Origin of the sequence: uncultured Mailhella sp. (genome assembly GCF_944324995.1) — a bacterium.
In the GTDB taxonomy this organism is placed as follows: Bacteria; Desulfobacterota; Desulfovibrionia; order Desulfovibrionales; family Desulfovibrionaceae; genus Mailhella.
The window spans coordinates 24,893-43,577 of the sequence record NZ_CALUYL010000012.1 but is presented as its reverse complement, the minus strand read 5'-3'; the positions used below and the strand labels follow the sequence as shown (position 1 = coordinate 43,577).

The following is an 18,685-nucleotide window of genomic DNA, read 5'->3' as shown; positions in this document are numbered from 1 at the left end:
AATGTTGCTCTGAAACGAGAGGTTCTTTTTCTTCCGCGCTGCGGCTTGCCGCAACGTTTTTGCTCTGCATGACGTTTTTTGTCCGTCTCTGCGGCGCGGCCGAGGAAACTTTTTCTCTCCCGGCGCAGCCCGAGTACGGCGGCAGCATACTCATGGGCAGCATCGGCGAGCCGTCCAACCTCATTCCCTATCTGGCGTCCGATTCCGCTTCGGCCGAGGTGGCGGGCCTGCTTTACACGTCTCCGCTGGAATACGACAAGGATTTCAACATCATAAAATGCGCCGCCGAAGAGTGGGAAGTGCTTGAGGGCGGACTTTTCATGCGCTTTCGCCTCAAGGAAGGGCTGGTCTGGCAGGACGGGCATCCGCTCACGGCCGACGACGTCACCTTCACCTACAAGCTCATGACGGATCCGAAAACGCCCACCGCCTACGCCGCGGACTTCCTCAACGTGAAGGAATACCGCCAGACCGGTCCTCTCTCCTTCGAGGTGCGCTACGACGCGCCCTACGCCCGCGCGGCCATCACCTGGATGCATCCCATTCTGCCCAAGCACATTCTGGAGCACGAAAACATCGCCTCCACGCGCTACGCGAGAAATCCTATCGGCGCCGGGCCGTTCAAGCTCAAGTCGTGGGAGCCGGGCAGCCGCATCGTGCTTGAGGCCAACGACCGCTATTTCAAGGGCCGCCCCTACCTCGACGAGGTGATCTACCGCATCATTCCCGACAGCACCACCATGTTTCTCGAAGCCCGCGCCGGCAAGCTCGATTTCGTGGGGCTTTCGCCGCAGCAGTATCTGCGCCAGACCCAGGGCGAATGGTGGGAAAAAAACTGGCGCAAGTACAAGTATCTCGCTTCCGGCTACACGTATCTCGGACTGAACCAGAAAAGCCCCTTCTTCAAGGACAGAAGGGTGCGGCAGGCCCTTTCCTGCGCCATCGACAGAAAGGGCATCATCAAAGGAGCGCTTCTGGGCATGGGAGAGCCCGCGTTCGGCCCCTACAAGCCCGGAACATGGGTGTACAACACGGCGCTCAAGGCGTATGATTATGACCCTGAGCGTGCGCGCCGCCTGCTTGCCGAGGCGGGGTGGACGATGGGAAAGGACGGAATTCTGGAAAAGGACGGCCTGCCTTTTGAATTCACCATACTGGTGAACCAGGGCAACAACGAGCGCATCAAGGTCGCCGTCATTCTTCAGCAGATGTTCCGGGCCGTCGGCGTGAAGGTCTCCATCCGCACGGTGGAATGGGCCGCCTTCCTGAAGGAGTTCGTCGACACGAGAAAGTTCGACGCCCTGATTCTGGCGTGGAACATTCTTGACGATCCGGACATTTACGACGTGTGGCATTCCTCCGCCGCCGAGGGACACGGGCTCAATTTCGTGGGCTTCCGCAACGAGGAGGTGGACAGACTTCTGGAAAAGGGCCGCGCCCTCGCGGACAGAGGGCAGCGAAAGGCCATTTACGACAGGTTTCAGGAAATACTTCACGAGGAGCAGCCGTACCTTTTTCTTTATGTGCCGTATTCTCTGCCCATGGTTCAGGCGAGGTTCCAGGGCATTCAACCAGCTCCGGCGGGCATTACCTACAATTTTGACCGGTGGTGGGTTCCCAGAGCGCTCCAGCAATAGCAGGTTCTTATGAGTCAGACTTCCATTCTTCAGACGACAGCGGAAGCGGGCGAGACCCGGCAGAAAGACGTTCATCCACAGGAAAACGTTTCCATGGTGGTCTCTCCCGTCACGGGGGCGAGCTCTCCGGCCTCGAAGATTCCTTCGGCCGACAGCATTGTGGAGGAACTCGTCAAGCACTGTCCGGACGCCGACGTGGCCATGGTGCGCCGCGCCTACGACTACGCTTCCGCCGCCCACGCCGGGCAGCTTCGTCTTTCCGGCGATCCGTATATTCTGCATCCTGCCTCGGTGGCGCTCACGCTGGCCAAAATGGGCTTCGACGAGCACACCGTGGCCGCGGGCCTGCTGCACGACACCGTGGAAGACACCGATTCCTCCATCGACGAGCTCGACGAGCTGTTCGGCGAACAGGTGGCCGACATCGTGGACGGCGTGACCAAGATCAACATGATGACCTTCGACACCAAGGAAGAGGCGCAGGCGGAAAACATCCGCAAGATGATCCTTTCCATGGCGCACGACATCCGCGTTCCGGTGGTCAAGCTGGCCGACCGCCTGCACAACATGAGCACGCTGGACTTTCAGAAGCCCTACAAGCAGCAGCGCATCGCCCAGGAAACCATGGACATCTACGCGCCGCTCGCCAACCGTCTCGGTCTGCACCTTTTCAAGCAGAAGCTGGAAGATCTGAGCTTCCGCTATCTGCAGCCCGACGCCTACGCCGAAATCACCAACTGGCTCAAGGACAACCAGATAGTCGAGCGTCAGCTCATTTCCAAGGTCATCGCGAAGATCGAGGCCATCATGACCGAAAACCGCATCAACGGACGCGTTTTCGGCCGCATCAAGCAGACCTACAGCATCTATCGCAAGATGATGGCGCAGAAAACGCCCCTCGACGAGATGCACGACATCATCGCCTTCCGCGTCATCGTGAACGATCTGCGCGACTGCTACGCCATGCTCGGTCTTGTACACGTGCTCTGGAAACCCGTGCCCGGCCGCTTCAAGGACTACATTTCCATGCCCAAGGCCAACGGCTACCAGTCGCTGCACACCACGGTGATCGGGCCGGAAGGCGAGCGCATCGAAATTCAGATACGCACCGAAGAGATGAACAACATGGCCGAACACGGCGTGGCCGCGCACTGGATGTACAAGGAGCGCAATCACGCCATCGCCATGCAGGACATGCCGCAGTTCCAGTGGCTGCGCGATCTCATGGAACGCCAGCGCGACGAGACGGATTCCCGCGAGTTCATGAGCTCGCTGCGCATGGACCTCTTCAACGACGAAATTTACGTGTTCACGCCCAAGGGCGCGGTGAAGCAGCTTCCCAAGGGCGCGACGTCTCTCGATTTCGCCTTCCTCATTCATTCCGACGTGGGCGCGCACTGCGTGGGCGCGAAGATCAACGGCAAGCTCGAACCCTTCGCCACGCCGCTGAAAAACGGCGACATGGTGGAGATCATCACCGACAAGAACCGGCATCCGCACCGCGACTGGCTCAAGATGGTGAAGACCTCCAAGGCCCGAAGCCGCATTCAGCATTACCTGCGCACCGAGGAGCGCGTGGCCGCCGTGGCCCTCGGCAGGGAGCTCTTGGAAAAGGAAGGCCGCAAGATGGACTTCAACGTGACCAAGGCCGCCAAGGACGGACGTTTGCAGCTCGTGGTGCCGGAGTTCTCGCTCAACGTGCTGGACGATCTTTTTGCGGCCGTGGGCACGGGACGTCTTACCCCTCGCAAGGTGCTGCAACGTCTGCTCACCCTGCTTACGCCCAAGCACGAGCTCGTGCAGGAGAGCGCGGCGGCCAAGCCGGAAGGCGCGGCCAAGAAGCCTTCTGACGGCATCACCATCAAGGGCATCGAAGACACGCTCATTCACTTTGCCAAGTGCTGCAAGCCCGTGCCTGGCGATCAGGTGGTGGGCTTCATCAGCCGCGGCCGCGGCGTCATCGTGCATACGGCAAACTGCCCGCATCTCCAGAATCTGGAATCGGAACGTCTCATTTCCGTGACCTGGAACAACGAGGAGAGCAAGCCCTTCCCGGCGGAAATCAGCATTCTCGGTCTCAACGAGAAGGGCCTTCTGGCCAAGATCAGCCTTGTGTTCGTGCAGCAGGACGTCAACATCAACGCGTTGCAGATCAAATCCACGGTGGACGGCCGCTCCCAGATGGACTTCACGGTGGAAGTGCGCGACGCCGTGCATCTCTACCAGACCATCGACAAGCTGCGCGCCATCGATCATGTGCTCGAAGTGCGCCGCGGCACGTCGGTCATGGAAGTCTGATTGTTTATATCCGTGCTAACTCAATGCATAAACCAGACAAGAGAGTTGTATCGTGACGAGGAATGATTTACCCGATATGGTTATTGAAGCGTTAAACGCTCTTGGTGGACAAGGAAAAATTGTTCAAATTTGTAAGTATATTTGGGAACATTATGAAGACGAGCTCCGGAAATCAGGTGATCTCTTTTATTGCTGGCAATACGATATGCGTTGGGCTGGTCAGAAGTTGCGTAATGAAGGTATACTTATGAAATGTGAGGAAGTTCCTCGCGGACTGTGGGTTATAAAGAAGTAACTTCGTTGATTATCCATAGCTTTACTATAAGGCCGGGGAAGTTCTCCGGCTTTTTTTGTGCTCGAACTTCTCTCGAGGGCAGCCGGGACGGGCGAAAAGGTTGAACTGTTCCTTGAAGTTTTCCTTACGTACGCATTGGACGCAGGCGGGATGGCCGATGAACTGTCTGCAAAAGCGGAATCACAGGGCGTTTTCCTTTCTGCAAAGCGAGAAGACGGGACTTTGCCGAAAGGTCTGCGCTGGAGGTCTGCGGACCGCATCACGGCATCATCATGACCGCGGGCGGCATGCGCCTGCGGCGTTTTCATCCGGCAGAGCCGACAGGAGGGCGGCCCTGCTCAGGAATCGGCCTTGCGGTGAAAGACGAATTTCGTGATTTCCGAGGGAACGCCGAGGCGGCAGGAAAAGCCGTTCCACAGGCCCGTGCCCGGATTGACGTAGAGCTGCCCGCCCTGCGGCGTGGAATACAGGCCGTTGACGTAGCCCTCGTTGTACGCGCCGATGAGCGGCGCCAGAAAAAAGATGAGACCGCCGTGCGTGTGCCCGGAGAGCTGAAGAGCCACGCCCGGCGCGGGAATGCCCGAGGTGTGCGGCTTGTGGGAGAGAAGCACGCGCACGCCGTCGGGAGCGCCGGCAAACGCGGCCGCGACGTCCGGGCCCCGGCCGCCGAAGCGTTCTGCCGTGGAGTCGGGCACGCCGCCGAGCACCAGTCCGCCGGGAAGCACGCGATGTTCGTTGTTCAGCATGACGACGCCGAGCTTCTGAAATTCCTGTATCCAGCCGCGTGCGTCGTAGTAGTATTCATGGTTTCCCGTAACCCCGAAGACGCCGTATCTGGGCCGCAGGTCGGCAAGGGGCGTCATTTCGCCCCGCAGGGCGTTCGGCAGACCGTCGATCATGTCGCCGGTGATGGCCACGGCGTCCGGCGAGAGCGCGTTGGTCCTCCGCACCACTTCGGCAAGCCAGGCCTTTTTCTGCACCGGGCCGATGTGCAGGTCGCTGAGCTGCGCCAGCGTAAAACCTTCAAGTTCTGCTGGAAGGTTGGGAACGGCCACGTTCACGGTGCGCACGTCGGGCACGCGCACGGCCTGCCAGGTGCCCCATGTGCCGCAGGAGAGAGACACGAGCATGAGAAGGACGCAGCGCCATCCCGGCGTGAGGGGCAGACGCCACGAGACACCGAACAGGCGGCAGACGCGCAGCACAAGTCCTGCCGCGTCCTTGGCGAGCGCCAGCACAAAGAGCACCAGCAGCGCGGCGTACAGCGCTTCCGCCGTCAACATGACGGGCGCGGGCAGGTCGGGCCGGAAAAAGCCTCCGCCTACTACCTGATAGAAGACGTATTTGAGAGCGGCGGCCATGAGCGCGACGCCCAGGAGGGCCTTGGCGGGCAGTCCCGCCCTCAGAGGAAGGACAAGACTCAGAAAAACATAGACCGCCATGATGACGGAAGGAAGAAGCAGTCGCATGATTGTGACGGTATGAGGGGCGGCCCCGGGGCCGGAAGACGTTGTTGTGGAAAAGCGCGGCGACTCGCCGGACTTGTTGAGAAATTCTGGCCGGATAGTCGCGAAGAGTCAAGAGGGGGCGGCCGCCGCCCGGAAAGTTCACAGAGGGGCGCGCTGCGGGATCGGGCGGAAGAGGCTCTCCGTCATGTTTTCGGAAGGATCACGGCTTTCTTTCGGAAGCACGGCCGGGAATGCTGTGTTTTTCCGTTACGGGAGAACAGCCCAGGCAGAGCTCGGCCCCGCGCGGGGAAGAACGATCGCCGCAGGCACAATTTCCGCGCATCGGTCGGCGAAGGCTCGCGCGGGGAAGAGGGCTTTTTCCATCTGACGGGCGTTGAACAGTTTCCGCTCGTCCCCCGTGTGCGGGAATCCCTGTTATTCAGCAGCGGCAAACGTTGAGCGTGGCAGCGCACCCCACGCGCGGAAATTCTTTGTTCTCGGAGCGTTTCGCTTTTTTGCCGCTGAGCGCATCCCCACCCGCGCGGGAAGGCGAAAAAGCCATCGCCGAGCCAAGGAAAAACATGAGCGTGTCTCCACGCGCACGGGGAGATTCCCGAGCTTGTTTTTTCCGTCCGGGCTATGCTGCTCGTATCTCCACGCGCACGGGAAGATTCCATTCCCCTGGCATGCCGCTTCGTGAGCGCAGGCGCGGCCTCGTACGGAAAAACGCAGCTTTTGTCGTCTCCCGCCGGTCGTTTTCCGATGAGTGCAGCCTTGCGGGGAGGGGAAAACGTGCGGCGGCATGCCGCAGGAAAAAGCAGGTCGTGCGCGGCCCATGCGGCGGAAAAAGGACGGTTCATCCTCTTCCGCCGCGCGGGCGGACTGCTGGGAAAAGCGCTCAGGCGTTGCGTCCCATGTTGAACGCCTCTTCCATGGCGGCGTTGCCGGTCACTTCTCCTTTCTTCCACACGCCGGGAGCGAGAAGCACGCCCTTTTCCTGTACGCCGTCCAGGCAGTCGGTAAAGCCGCGGAAGCCGTCGATGGTGCGTTCCAGCGCCTTTTTGTTGCCGTCGGCGGCGGTGGCGATGAAGTAGAATTCCTTGCCCGAAATTTCGGTGTAGCGGGGCACGGTTCTGTCGATGAGCGTCTTCATCTGCGCGCTCATGGTGTAGAAATACACGGGCGTGGCCATGACGATGACGTCGGCTTCGACAAGTCTGTCGAGAATGGCCGCCATGTCGTCCTTCTGCACGCAGCGGCGGCTTTTTTCGCAGGCTCCGCAGCCCATGCACGGATGCAGATTCTTTTCCCGAAGCGCGATTTTTTCCACCTTGTGCCCGGCTTCGAGCGCGCCTTTCATGAACTGGTCGCAAAGCAGATCGGAATTGCCGCCCTTGCGAGGGCTGGACGAGATAATGACGATGTCTTTCATGATGTTTCCTGTGCGGTTGAAGGCCGAAGGCCGCTTCGAGGCGTCTTTCGTTCCCGAAGCGGAGTCCGCATGCGCCGCAGCGCGGCGACGGACGCCGCTCCCCGACCATCGGAGAGTCGGCACGCTCAGGGTGGGCCTTTTCCCCGCCCCTGTCCATAGCCGATTCTTTCTATTTCTTGCCCGAAACGCTCGCCGACGGTGGAAGGCGTCCGTGCCGAAACGGTGGGCCCGGAGAAAAGATTCCGGGCCGGACAAGGGAGGGCGAAGGCGCCCGCGTCGAAGCGGCAGACAGGAGAAAAGATTTCGGCTCCGGACAGGGGCGTTCCGCAGGCGGCGTGCGTCGTCGGAACGGCTCTGGTCGGAGGTTCGACTAGTTTTTCGGGGCCAGGGCGTCGGCGTAGAAGGCGTTCATGTCTTCCTTGGTGGAGAAGGTGGCGATGAACATCTGATCCGCCATGGCGTCGGCCAGCGCCGGAGGAATGCGCCCGATCATTTTCATGTTTGCGGCGTACTTCTTCTCCAGTTCCTCGCGGGAGAGGCGGAACTCGCATCCGTCGCGGCGTCCGGCAAAGGCGCAGTAGAAGTGTTCGCCCACGGGCAGGGTGGAGCGGTCGAAGGCGATCATGTCCGCCCAGATCTTGTACACGTCGGTGCTGTTCGCGAAGTTCATCATGTCGGGGCTGTAGCCGCCGCTCGGGCGCATGTTCACTTCCAGCGCCACCACGTCGCCTTTCTTCCCCATGCCTGCCTGATCCTGCGTGAGCCGGAAGAATTCAAAGTGCACGAAGCGGCTCTTCACGCCGAAGCTTTTGGCCGTGGCGCGTCCGGCGGCGCGGGTGTCGTCGGGCAGATCCTTGAGAATGTAGTACATGACGTTTTCGGCGTTGTTCACCACGTCCATCAGCGACTTGGGCGTGATGTTGCCGGTCTCGAAGATCGGTTCGCCCTTGGAATTGTAGATGGCGTCGTAGGAATTGATTTCCGCGTGGATGAACTCTTCCATGATGTACGGCACGCCGGATTTCTTTTGCGCAAGAAAGGCGTCGAGGTCGGCCTCGGAGGCAAGCTTGCGCGTGTCGGACGCGCCCACGCCGTTGTCGGGCTTCACCACCACGGGCCAGCCCACGCGGCCGATGAAGTCAAGGCAGCCCTGTCTGTCGTCCACGAGGTGATAGGGCGCCGTGGCAATGCCTGCGCGGCGGTAGAATTCCTTCATGCCCGACTTGAAGCGGATGCTGGGAATGTCCTTGTTCTGGAATCCGCTCGTGATGTTGAAGTCGGTGCGGAGGGCGGCGTCACGTTCCAGCCAGTATTCGTTGTTCGATTCCAGCCAGTCGATGCGGCCGTATTTGTGGATGAAAAAGCCCATGGCCCGGTACACTTCATCGTAATTTTCCAGACTGCTCACCTTGTAGTATTCGCTGAGGCTGGCCCGAAGTTCCGGCAGAAGCTCGTCATAGGGCTGATCGCCTATGCCGAGCACGTTCAGGCCGTCGGCCTTGAGGTGATGGCAGAACTTCCAGTAGTTTGTGGGAAAATTCGGTGAAATGAACACAAAGTTTTTCATGGTGCCTTGATCCTCCTTTCGGCGCCTTCCTTCTGAAACGGATCGGCGACGCGCCGATCCGGCATCCCCCTGCAATTCAGATGTCAGGCTGCGCGTTCGCCGAGCAGCCACGGCAGAAAGTATTCCACCTGCCGATACCACCACGGCCAGTCGTGATTGACGTCGTGTCCCCAGATATCCACCCAGAGATGAATACCCTTTCTTTCAAAAATGTCCTTGAGCTGCCTCGTGGATTCGGGCAGTTCCCACGCTCCCTGGCCCACGCAGATGGCGGCGCGCTGGCTGTTGTACAGAGGAATGTAGGGATGGTCGGACGGGAAATTCGCCATGTAGTCCACGGGAGAATTGCCGTACACCACGTCGTCCATGTAGGAGCCGAAGCCGTAGCTCGCCGTGTAGATGCCCGAAAGCGCCAGCAGCCCGTTGAAGAGATCTGGACGGCGCAGGTACAGGTTGGCCGCATGGAGCGCGCCGAGACTGCATCCGAAGGCGATGAGGCCGGGATGCCCGTCCCAGCCGTTGGCCACGCGCGCCAGATGCTGACCGAAGGGCACGATTTCGTTGAAAAGATGATTCATCCACGCTTCGTGACGGCGGATGCGCCACCACGGATCGCCGCTCTTGTTGGACCACGTTTCCTGATCGATGGTGTCCACGGCAATGACCATGAGTCTGCCGTCTTCTATCCACGGGGCCATGGTGTCGGACATGTGGAAGTCTTCAAAAGAGAAGAAGCGGCCGTCCTGACAGGGAACGAAGAGCATGGGACGGCCGGCGTGACCGTACACCTTGCATTCCATGTCGCGGCCGAGGGCGGGACTGTATTCCTTGAAGTATCTTGTCTGCATGCTGTCCTCCGAGTTGGCGTCAGCCGTCCAGGCCGTACATGAGGGTGTCGATGAAGAAGGGCGTCTGCTTTTCCCAGCTGGCTTCGCTGTGTTCGCCGCCGGGAACCACGCGCGCGGTCAGATGAATGCCGCGGTCGAAGATGGCGTCGGCCACGAGGCGCAGATCGTGCGCCATGCGGCGGTTGCCTCCGAATTCTTCCGAGCCCCAGTCCATGTACACCACGGTGTCGGGTGAGAGCGGGGCCGTGCGGATGAGGTCGGTCAGCTTTTTTCTGTCCGCCCAGATGTGGGGGGAAAGCGCCGCCGCGCGGGAGAAGATTTCGTTGTACTTCGTCACGGCGTAGAGGCTCATGAGGCCGCCCATGGAGCTGCCCGCAATGAAGGTCTGCTCGCGCCAGGGAATGGTGCGCCAGCGCCGGTCGATGGAGGGCTTGAACGTGTTCACGAGCCATTCCATGGTGATGTCGCCCCGGCCGGTGACGCTGCCGAATTCGGGATCGCAGAAGTCGTAGGGAGAATATTCGGAGAGGCGGCCGTTGTCGGGATGATGATTGCATTCCACGGCGGCCACGATGAGGGGCACGTCGAAGAAGTCGAGGTATTCGGAAAGGCCCCAGCTTTTGCCGTGGGTGGCGTGGGAATCGAAGAAGACGTTGTGGCCGTCGAACATGTAGAGCACGGGGAAGCGACGGCGGGGCTGATCCCGGTACATGGTGGGAAGGTAGAGATAGGCCCGGCGTTTTTCCCTGCCGGTGAGTTCGGGGATGGCAATGTTCCAGGTTTTGACCATAAGGCGTCCTTTCCGCGGACGCGGGGCGAGCGCGGATGCCGGCGCGACCGGCGCGTGTTCATGAAATGCGAAGTCCGCGCCTGCGGATGCGGCGGAGAGGGCGGCGGCATGATGCTGTGCGGCCGCGCGCGGACGAAGCGGCGCATCGGCGTCGCGTTTTTCCGCATTTCCCTGAAAAAAGCTCTAGCACAGCGGGCCGCGGATTTCAATTGCGTCTGCCGGAAGCGTTGCGGCGCGCGAAAAAGCCGGAACAAAGACTCCCGGGAAAAGGCGCGCACAAGAGCGCCCGGCCATCAGGCGATGGAAGAGCCCGACGCCCGGTTCTTGTTTTTGTCTGCGGAAGAGAAAAATAAAAAAGCCCGTGAGGATGACCTCACGGACTTTGCGTGCTTCTGGTGCCGAAGAAGAGACTCGAACTCTTACTCCCGAACGGGAACTAGACCCTGAACCTAGCGTGTCTACCAATTTCACCACTTCGGCGCAGGAATGTAGATAGACAATTTGCCGCGGCTTGGCAAGTCTTTTTTTGCGGAAACGAAAAATTTTTTTCAGTTTCCGCGGCGGAGCGCCTCGGCGAGCCGTTCGTAGCGAAGGTAGCGGTGCGCGGCTTCTTTGGCGGCCTTTTCGGCCAGGGCGTCGGCCCGCTCGGGGAAGGTGCGTTTGAGCGAGGCGTAGCGGTTTTCGCCGCTCAGAAACTCTTCGTAGGGCATGTCGGGTCTGGGGCTGTCCAGCACGAGGGGATCGGGTCTGTCGGGATGATAGCGGTAGAGCGGCCAGTAGCCGCTTTCGGCGGCGCGCTTCATTTCCTGCTGCGCATGAGCCATGCCCGCGCGGATGCCGTGGGCCGTGCAGGGCGCATAGGCGATGACCAGGGAAGGCCCGGGATATTCCGAGGCTTCCTTGAGCGCCTTCATGAGCTGCTCGGGCGAAGCTCCCATGGAGACCTGCGCCACATAGATGTTGCCGTAGGCCATGAACATGGCGCCGAGATCCTTCTTGCCGCTCTTCTTGCCCGCGGAGGCGAACTGCGCCACCGCGCCGAGCGGCGTGGCCTTGGACGACTGGCCGCCGGTGTTGGAATACACTTCCGTGTCCACCACGAGCACGTTGATGTCCTCTCCTGTGGCGAGCACGTGATCGAGGCCGCCGAAGCCGATGTCGTAGGCCCAGCCGTCGCCGCCGAACATCCAGAAGTATTTTTTGACCAGCTGATCGGCGTGGGCGAGAATGTCGCGCACTTCGTCGGTCTGCGGCAGTTGTTCAAGTTCTGCTTTAAGATTTTCCGAGGCTTCCTCCGAGCCTTCGTAGCTGTCGAAGAGTTCGAGCCAGCGGCGGACGGCGCAGGCGGCGGGGCCTTCGGGGAGATGTTCCAGCAGACGGCGGACGCGTTCGCGTTCGGCCTCGCGCTGCTGACGCACGGAGAGCAGCATGCCGAGGCTGAATTCCGCATTGTTCTCGAACAGGCAGTTGGACCAGGCCGGGCCCTGACCGCGCGTGTTGACGGCGTAGGGAATGCCGGGCATGGCCGCGCCCCAGGCCTGCGAGCAGCCGGTGGCGTTGGCCCAGTACACGCGGGTGCCGAAAAGCTGGGTAAGGAGCTTGGCGTAGGGCGTTTCGCCGCAGCCTGCGCAGGCCGCCGAAAATTCCAGCAGCGGCCGCCGGAACTGACTGCCGCGCACGGTGAAGGGCGCAAACACGCGCTTGTCTTCAATGCCGAGGGCGTAGTTCCAGAGCCTGCGGTTTTCCTGCACCTCGGCCCGCGGCTTCATGGCAAGCGCCTTGCCCGCGGCGGGGCAGCAGGAAACGCAGCTTCCGCAGCCCGTGCAGTCGGCCACGCTTATCAGAAGGGTGTAGCGGAGCCCTTCGGCTCCCTTGCCCCGGGCCGGAGCGCTCACCAGTCCTTCGGGCGCGCGGGCGGCTTCGTCTTCGGTAAGAAGATACGGACGAATCACCGCATGCGGGCACACGAAGGAGCAGCGGTTGCACTGCACGCACGCTTCGGCTCTCCAGCGGGGAACATGCACGGCAATGTCGCGCTTTTCCCAGGCGGTGAGGCCCATGTCCATCTGTCCGTCTTCGTAGCCGAGGAAGGCGCTCACGGGCAGATCGTCGCCCTTCTGGGCGTTCAGCGGATCAAGCAGACGGGTCACCACGGCGGGCGCGTCGGCGCGCGGGGCGGGCTCGTCGTTGTCGAGCGTCTTCCAGCGTTCGGGCACGGGCGCTTCGCGCACGTTCTTAAATCCCGCGCGGATGGCGGCAATGTTGCGCGCCACCACCTCTTCGCCCTTGGCGAAGTAGGTCTTGCGCACGGCTTCCTCCATGCAGGCTTCGGCCTGTGATTCGGGAATGATGCCGGAAAGATGGAAGAACGCCGCCTGAAGAATGACGTTCACGTGCTGGCCGAGGCCGAGCTCGTGCGCCAGCTTCGTGGCGTCGATGATGAAGAGACGGGCCTTTTTTTCGGCGAGCGTCTTGCGGAAGCGCGCGGGCAGGCGCTCGTCGAGTTCGCTTTCCTTCCAGGTGCAGTTGAGCAGGAAGATGCCGCCTTCCTTGAGTTCTTCGGCCATGTCGTAGAGGCCGACGTAGCTTTGCGCATGGCAGGCCACGATGTTCGGATGACGCACGGCGCGGGAGGCGCGTACCGGCCCCCTGCCGATGCGCAGATGCGAGCGCGTGAGGCCGTAGGATTTCTTGGCGTCGTATTCAAAATAGGCCTGCGCAAAGAGCGGCGTGACGCGGTTGATGATGTCCACGGTGTTCTTGTTCGCGCCCACCGTGCCGTCGGAACCGAGGCCCCAGAACTTGCAGCTCATGAGAATGTTGCCCCGGTCCGTGTCGAGCTCTTCGCCGCGCGGCAGGGAAAGATGGGTCACGTCGTCCACGATGCCGATGGAAAAATGATTCAGCGGCTCGGGGCGGCGCAGATTGTCGAAAACGTCGCGGATCTGGGTGGGATCGGTATCCTTGGAGGAGAGGCCGTAGCGGCCGCCGACGACGAGGGCGGCTCGCCCCGCCCCCATGAGCGCGGAGCACACGTCTTCGTAGAGCGGCTCGCCCGCCGAGCCCATTTCGGCGCAGCGGTCGAGCACTGCGATGCGCCGCACGCGTGCAGGGAGCGCTGCGAGAAGATGACGGGCGGAGAAGGGACGGTACAGACGCACCTGCACGAGGCCGACCTTGCGGCCCGAGGCGCGCAGGGCGTCCACGGTTTCCTCGATGGTGCCGCACACGGAGCCCATGGCCACGATGACGTCTTCGGCCTCAGGATCGCCGTAATACTGGAAGATATGATATTCACGCCCGGTGAGCGCGCTGATCTTTGCCATGCAGGATTCCACGTCGTCCGGCAGGGCGTCGTAGAAGCGGCGGGAGGCTTCCCGCACCTGGAAGAATACGTCGCCGTTCTGCACCGTGCCGCGGATGCGCGGATGTTCCGGATTCAGGGCCTGAGCGCGGAAGGCGTTCAGCGCGTCGCGGTCGAGCAGGGCGGCGAGTTCCTTGTCGTCGATTTCCTCCACCTTGCACAGCTCGTGAGAGGTGCGGAAGCCGTCGAAAAAGTGCAGAAACGGCACTCTCGAATGCACGGCGCAAAGATGGGCCACGGCGGCGAGGTCCATGACTTCCTGCACGCTGGCCGTGGAAAGCATGGCAAAGCCGGTCTGGCGGCAGTTCATGACGTCGGAATGATCGCCGAAAATGGACATGGCATGCGTGCCCACGGTGCGCGTGGCCACGTGCAGCACGCAGGGAAGATGTTCGCCGGCGATGCGGTGCAGCACCGGAATCATGAGCAAAAGTCCCTGCGACGAGGTGAAGGACGTGGCAAGTGCGCCGGTTTGAAGCGCGCCGTGAACGGCGGCGACGGCCCCTGCCTCGGACTGCATTTCCACGAGACGCACGGGCTGACCGAACATGTTGAGGCGTCCGCGGGCGGACCAGAGATCGGTTTTTTCCGCCATGGGGGAGGATGGAGTGATGGGATAGATGGCGGCTATTTCGGTAAATATATAGGCGACATGGGCGGCGGCCGTGTTGCCGTCCATGGTGACCATGCGTTTTGCGGACATGATGACTCTTTTCGTTATGGGCGGCGAGGGGCGGCTGCCCGTCGGAAGAAAAAACGGTTATTGCCCCCGAACGGGGGAATGGGAGCACAGACGACGCGTGCTGTCAATTCCTTTTCCCGGAAAAGTCGGCGTGCGGAAATAAAAAAAGGCCGGTAAAACCGGCCTTTTTTCGATGGGAGACAACGCCTCAGTCGCCTTCCTTGAGATCGATGATGGGCTTGGTGTACTGCACTTCGGAATCCCAGGGGAACAGCACCCATGTGTCCTGACTGAGCTCGGTGACGAAGCTGTCCACGAGGGGGATGCCCGCAGGCTTGGCGTACAGCGTGGCGAAATGCGCCTTGGGCAGCATGTCGCGCAGAATTTTGGCGGTGTGGCCGGTGTCCACGAGGTCGTCGATGACGAGGGTCTCTTCCGAGTTGAAGGAAGGATCGGCGCTCTTGAGCACGGTTTCCTGATCGCCTTCCTCGCGGTAGTTGTAGAGCATGATGCAGGCGGTGTCGATGTGGCGGATGTTGAGCTCGCGGGCGATGATGCCTGCGGGAATGAGTCCGCCGCGGGTGACGGCCACGATTTTGGTGAACTTGCCGCGTTCCAGAAGGCGCCAGGAGAGAGCCTTGGCGTCGCGGTGGAGCTGTTCCCAGGTTACGGGGAAGGTTTTGTGATAACGGTCTGATTTGGCCACGGTAGGTCTCCTGGCTAGTCCTGAGTGTTGGAAGAGAAGGTCATGCGCTGCAGGCGGTTTTTCCGCATGTTGAGGTAGGCGTTGCGCAGGGCCACATAGGGTTCCAGAGCGGATTCGGTAATCTGATCGTAGGGCTTGTAGAGGGCGTCGGCGCCGTTGAAGGCGAAGTACACGCTGCTTGCGGTGCTCACTTCCCAGTCGAGTGCGTAGTACTGCGGCTTCATGAAGGCGTCGCCGGTTTCGCCCACGGCCCCGCGAACGGTGGAAGGCCCGAGGAAGGGAATGATGAAGTACGGCCCGTCGGGTACGCCCCACACTCCGAGCGTGTAGTCGAAGTTTTCGGTTTCGGGGTGATAGGGGTAGAGCGGCTGGCTCTGACTGGCCACGTCGGCAAAGCCGAGGCTGACCATGAAGTTCACCACGGAACGGTCGAATTCCACGCCGGCCTGCGCGAACTCGCCCTGCAGCAGGCTGTTGAGCATGCGCACGGGGAAGGCCACGTTGTGCGCAAAATTGCTGACGCCGTTGCGGATGGGTTCGGGCACGATAAAGGCGTAGCCCTTGTGCAGAGGCTTCACGATGTATTCGAGGAACCAGTCGTTCACGTGGAACCAGAAGCGGTTCCAGCCTTCCAGCGGATCATCCTGAGCGGCGAGGTCTTCGGCACTGTAGTCGTCGTAGTCGTCGAGGCCGCCGAAGTCTTCGCCGGCGTCGGTGGTCTGCGCGACGCTTTCAGCGGCAACCTGCTGCGACGCGGCGGGAGCGTTTTCCTGACGGGAGGCGCAGCCTGTGCCGCAGGCGAGAACCAGGGCCAAAAGGGCGGCGAAAATTGCGGTGCGCATTACTTGGCTTCCTTGGGTTTGTTCTTCTGTTCTTCGGCCTTGACCTTCACGCGTTCAATGAGTTCCTGCGGGGAGTTCTTGGTCAGAATGTCGCGGAACTGATCGCGGTAGTTCTTGATCATGCTGATGCCCTCGATGAGCACGTCGTACACGACCCAGCGATTGTTCTTTTCCAGCATGCGGAAGGCCACGGGGTAGGTCTTCTGATCGGCGAGAAATTCCATCTGCACTTCCACGCGCTTGCCGTTGCCGGCGCTGATTTCGCCGGTGAAGCGGATCTTCTGACCGTTGTATTCATCGAGCGTGTCGATGTAGGTGTTGCGCAGAAGTTCGGTAAAGGCGTCCTTGAACTGCTGTTTCTGCTCGGGCGTGAACTGCCGCCAGGTGGGGCCTACGGTACGGGTGGAGAACTCCTCGAAGTCGAAGAGGTCAAGCACGGCGTCCTCAATCTTCTTGCGGATGACGGGCTTGCCTTCCGGCGTTTTGAAGGCCGGATCGTTGAGCAGGGCGAGTATGCGGTCGGCGCCGGCCTCGGCGGTCTGACGGGCGGTCATGTCCGCGGCGTGGACGGGGAGGGCCGCGGCGAGCACGCAGAGAACCAGGGAGAGAAGGAAGATTTTGATGCGCATTATACACCTCCGAAAACGACTTTGCCGATCAGGGCTTCGAGGTCAAGGGCGGGTTCCGTGTCGGTAATGAGGCTGCCGGGTTCGAGCGGGGTTTCCGAGCCTCCGGGCGTGATGGCGATGTACTTGTCGCCGATGAGGCCGCTGGTCTTCACCGAGGCCATGACGTCTTCGGAGAGCGGCACGCCTTCGTTGATGTGCAGATCGACGTGGGCGGTGTAGTCCTTGGTGTCGAGCCGGATGGCGGACACCCGGCCGATGGACACGCCGGCGATTTCCACGCTGGCTCCGACGCGCAGACCGGCCACGGAAGAGAAGCGCGCGGTCACGGTGTAGCCGCTGTCGCCGAGCACTTCCATGCGGCCGAGCTTGATGGTGAGATAGGCCACGCAGACAAGGCCGATGACCACGAATATTCCAATGACGATGTTCTTTGCAGCTGACATAGGTTCCTCGTTAATCGTCCAGCCATTCGGCCAGCGCCTTGCGTACGGAGCTGTCCAGGGGCGGAGCCGCCATGCGGCGGGATTCTTCAAATTTACGGTCGAGAAAACGGCGCAGATAGGGGTCCTGCGACGCGTGAAGTTCTTCCTTGGAGCCGGAGAAGGCCGCACGTCCGTTTTGCAGCACGAGCACGTGTTCGGCAATGTGTTCCACGCTGCCGAGGTCGTGCGTGACCACCACGGTGGTCATGGAAGGATAGCAGGCCTTCATGTCGAGCAGAAGCTGATCCATCTGCGCGGCCGTGATGGGATCAAGGCCGGAGGTGGGTTCGTCGCAGAAGAGCACGGGCGGCTCCGTGACGATGGCCCGGGCGAGGCCTGCGCGCTTGCGCATGCCGCCGGAAAGCTCGCCCGGATAGTAGGAGCCGAACTTTTCCAGACCCACGAGAGCCAGGGTGCGCAGGGCGGCTTCGCGCAGGGTTTTTCTGGGCAGTTTCGTGTGCTCCACAAGGGGCAGGGCCACGTTTTCGGCGAGGGTGAGGGAGCTGATGAGCGCTCCGTCCTGAAAGAGCACGCCGAAGCGGCGTCGCATCTTGCGGAACTGCGTTTCCGACATGTTGCACACGTCGCGCCCGCCGATGCGTATGGAGCCCGCATAGGGGCGGTTCAGGCCCAGCAGCAGGCGCAGAAGGGTGGTCTTGCCGCAGCCGGATTCGCCGAGGATGGTGGTGATGGTTCCGGCGGGGATGACGGCGGAAAAGTCCTTCAGCACGATGCGGCCGTCGTAGCCGCCGTCGAGATGTTCAAGGGTGATGTCCCAGGCTTGCTGATTCATGCGCGCCTCAGAGAAGGAAGGAGGTGAGAACGTAGTCGGCCATGAGAATGAGCACGCAGCTCATGACCACGGCGGACGTGGTGGCGTTGCCCACGGCTTCCGCGCCCTTGCCGTCGCTTCTTCTGTGGGCGTTGTAGCCCTGGAAGCAGCACACGGTGATGACGATGACGGCAAAGACCACGGCCTTGAGAAAGCAGCCCTGCACGTCGTCCATGGTGACGCTGGATTCGATGCCGGAAAAGTAGCGGCCTTCGTTGAGTCCGAGCAGCACGCAGGCGGACAGGTAGCCGCCGAAGATGCCCACCACCGTGAAAATGGAGGTGAGCAGCGGAAACGTGAACAGGGAGGCCAGAAGGCGCGGGGTGACGAGATAGCCCGTGGGATTGATATCCATGACTTCGAGGGCGTCGATCTGATCGGAAATGCGCATGACGCCGATTTCCGCGGTCATGGCGGAACCGGCTCTCGCGGTGATCATGACGGCGGTGAGCACGGGGGCCATTTCGCGGATGAGGGTGAGGGCGAGCAGGGAGCCGAGCATGCCCTGAGCGCCGAACATGGACATGGCGTAGAAGGCCTGCAGGCCGAGCACCAGACCGGTGAACAGGCCGATGAGCAGGATGACGAACATGGATTTCGCCCCGATGACGTATATCTGCTGGAGAATCTTGCCGAACAGCCGTCGGGAGCCGTATGCCTGCCTGAAGCCTTCAAAGAGGAACAGCGCCATCTCTCCGAGGCGGTTCAGAAGATTCAGGACGGGTGCAAGGATTTCATTCATAGTGTTGTCTTACTCCGGTGGATAAGTAGAGGGACGTTAGCCGATTTCCCGAATTTTGGCAACGCATGCGCCTGTTGTGGGGCCGGACGCT

Annotated in this window: 14 protein-coding genes and 1 tRNA gene; 2 read left to right on the top strand and 13 right to left on the bottom strand. The window is 61.2% G+C overall.

Features of this window, described 5'->3' with window-relative positions; translation table 11 throughout:
- Positions 1-68 precede the first annotated feature (68 nt).
- A complete protein-coding gene (locus tag Q0K02_RS06640) occupies positions 69-1,637 on the top strand; it encodes a peptide-binding protein (RefSeq protein WP_294486408.1) in 1,569 nt (522 codons plus the stop codon).
- Positions 1,638-1,646: 9 nt separating this feature from the next.
- A complete protein-coding gene (locus tag Q0K02_RS06635; RefSeq protein WP_294486404.1) occupies positions 1,647-3,935 on the top strand; it encodes a bifunctional (p)ppGpp synthetase/guanosine-3',5'-bis(diphosphate) 3'-pyrophosphohydrolase in 2,289 nt (762 codons plus the stop codon).
- Between the two features lie 633 nt (positions 3,936-4,568).
- Here the strand turns inward: Q0K02_RS06635 and Q0K02_RS06630 are convergent.
- The 13 genes from Q0K02_RS06630 to Q0K02_RS06570 form a co-directional block, all read right to left on the bottom strand.
- The gene (locus tag Q0K02_RS06630) at positions 4,569-5,699 is read right to left on the bottom strand and encodes a metallophosphoesterase (RefSeq protein ID WP_294486402.1); all 1,131 of its coding nucleotides are present in this window, start codon (positions 5,697-5,699) and stop codon (positions 4,569-4,571) included.
- A gap of 877 nt (positions 5,700-6,576) precedes the next feature.
- Positions 6,577-7,110: a flavodoxin family protein gene (locus Q0K02_RS06625; RefSeq protein ID WP_294486400.1), complete on the bottom strand. Its 534-nt coding sequence runs from the start codon at positions 7,108-7,110 to the stop codon at positions 6,577-6,579.
- Between the two features lie 370 nt (positions 7,111-7,480).
- Positions 7,481-8,677, bottom strand: coding sequence for a hypothetical protein (locus Q0K02_RS06620; RefSeq protein ID WP_294486398.1), 1,197 nt, complete (start codon positions 8,675-8,677; stop codon positions 7,481-7,483).
- A gap of 83 nt (positions 8,678-8,760) precedes the next feature.
- Positions 8,761-9,525, bottom strand: a complete 765-nt coding sequence (locus Q0K02_RS06615; protein WP_294486396.1) for an alpha/beta hydrolase-fold protein — start codon at positions 9,523-9,525, stop codon at positions 8,761-8,763.
- A gap of 19 nt (positions 9,526-9,544) precedes the next feature.
- The gene (locus tag Q0K02_RS06610) at positions 9,545-10,315 is read right to left on the bottom strand and encodes an alpha/beta hydrolase-fold protein (RefSeq protein ID WP_294486394.1); all 771 of its coding nucleotides are present in this window, start codon (positions 10,313-10,315) and stop codon (positions 9,545-9,547) included.
- Positions 10,316-10,708: 393 nt separating this feature from the next.
- Positions 10,709-10,795, bottom strand: a tRNA-Leu gene (locus Q0K02_RS06605).
- A 68-nt stretch (positions 10,796-10,863) separates the two neighbouring features.
- Entirely contained in the window at positions 10,864-14,382 is a 3,519-nt protein-coding gene (gene nifJ / locus Q0K02_RS06600) for a pyruvate:ferredoxin (flavodoxin) oxidoreductase (RefSeq protein ID WP_294486392.1), read from the bottom strand.
- A gap of 187 nt (positions 14,383-14,569) precedes the next feature.
- On the bottom strand, positions 14,570-15,067 hold the full coding sequence (gpt, locus tag Q0K02_RS06595; RefSeq protein ID WP_294486390.1) for a xanthine phosphoribosyltransferase: 498 nt from the start codon (positions 15,065-15,067) through the stop codon (positions 14,570-14,572).
- A 14-nt stretch (positions 15,068-15,081) separates the two neighbouring features.
- A complete protein-coding gene (locus tag Q0K02_RS06590) occupies positions 15,082-15,909 on the bottom strand; it encodes a VacJ family lipoprotein (RefSeq protein WP_294486388.1) in 828 nt (275 codons plus the stop codon).
- Entirely contained in the window at positions 15,909-16,538 is a 630-nt protein-coding gene (locus Q0K02_RS06585; protein ID WP_294486385.1) for an ABC transporter substrate-binding protein, read from the bottom strand. The genes Q0K02_RS06590 and Q0K02_RS06585 overlap by 1 nt, the downstream gene beginning before the upstream one ends.
- A complete protein-coding gene (gene mlaD / locus Q0K02_RS06580) occupies positions 16,538-16,981 on the bottom strand; it encodes an outer membrane lipid asymmetry maintenance protein MlaD (RefSeq protein WP_294486382.1) in 444 nt (147 codons plus the stop codon). The genes Q0K02_RS06585 and mlaD overlap by 1 nt, the downstream gene beginning before the upstream one ends.
- 10 nt (positions 16,982-16,991) lie before the next feature.
- On the bottom strand, positions 16,992-17,813 hold the full coding sequence (locus Q0K02_RS06575; RefSeq protein WP_294486377.1) for an ATP-binding cassette domain-containing protein: 822 nt from the start codon (positions 17,811-17,813) through the stop codon (positions 16,992-16,994).
- A gap of 7 nt (positions 17,814-17,820) precedes the next feature.
- A complete protein-coding gene (locus Q0K02_RS06570) occupies positions 17,821-18,594 on the bottom strand; it encodes an ABC transporter permease (RefSeq protein ID WP_294486375.1) in 774 nt (257 codons plus the stop codon).
- Positions 18,595-18,685 lie beyond the last annotated feature (91 nt).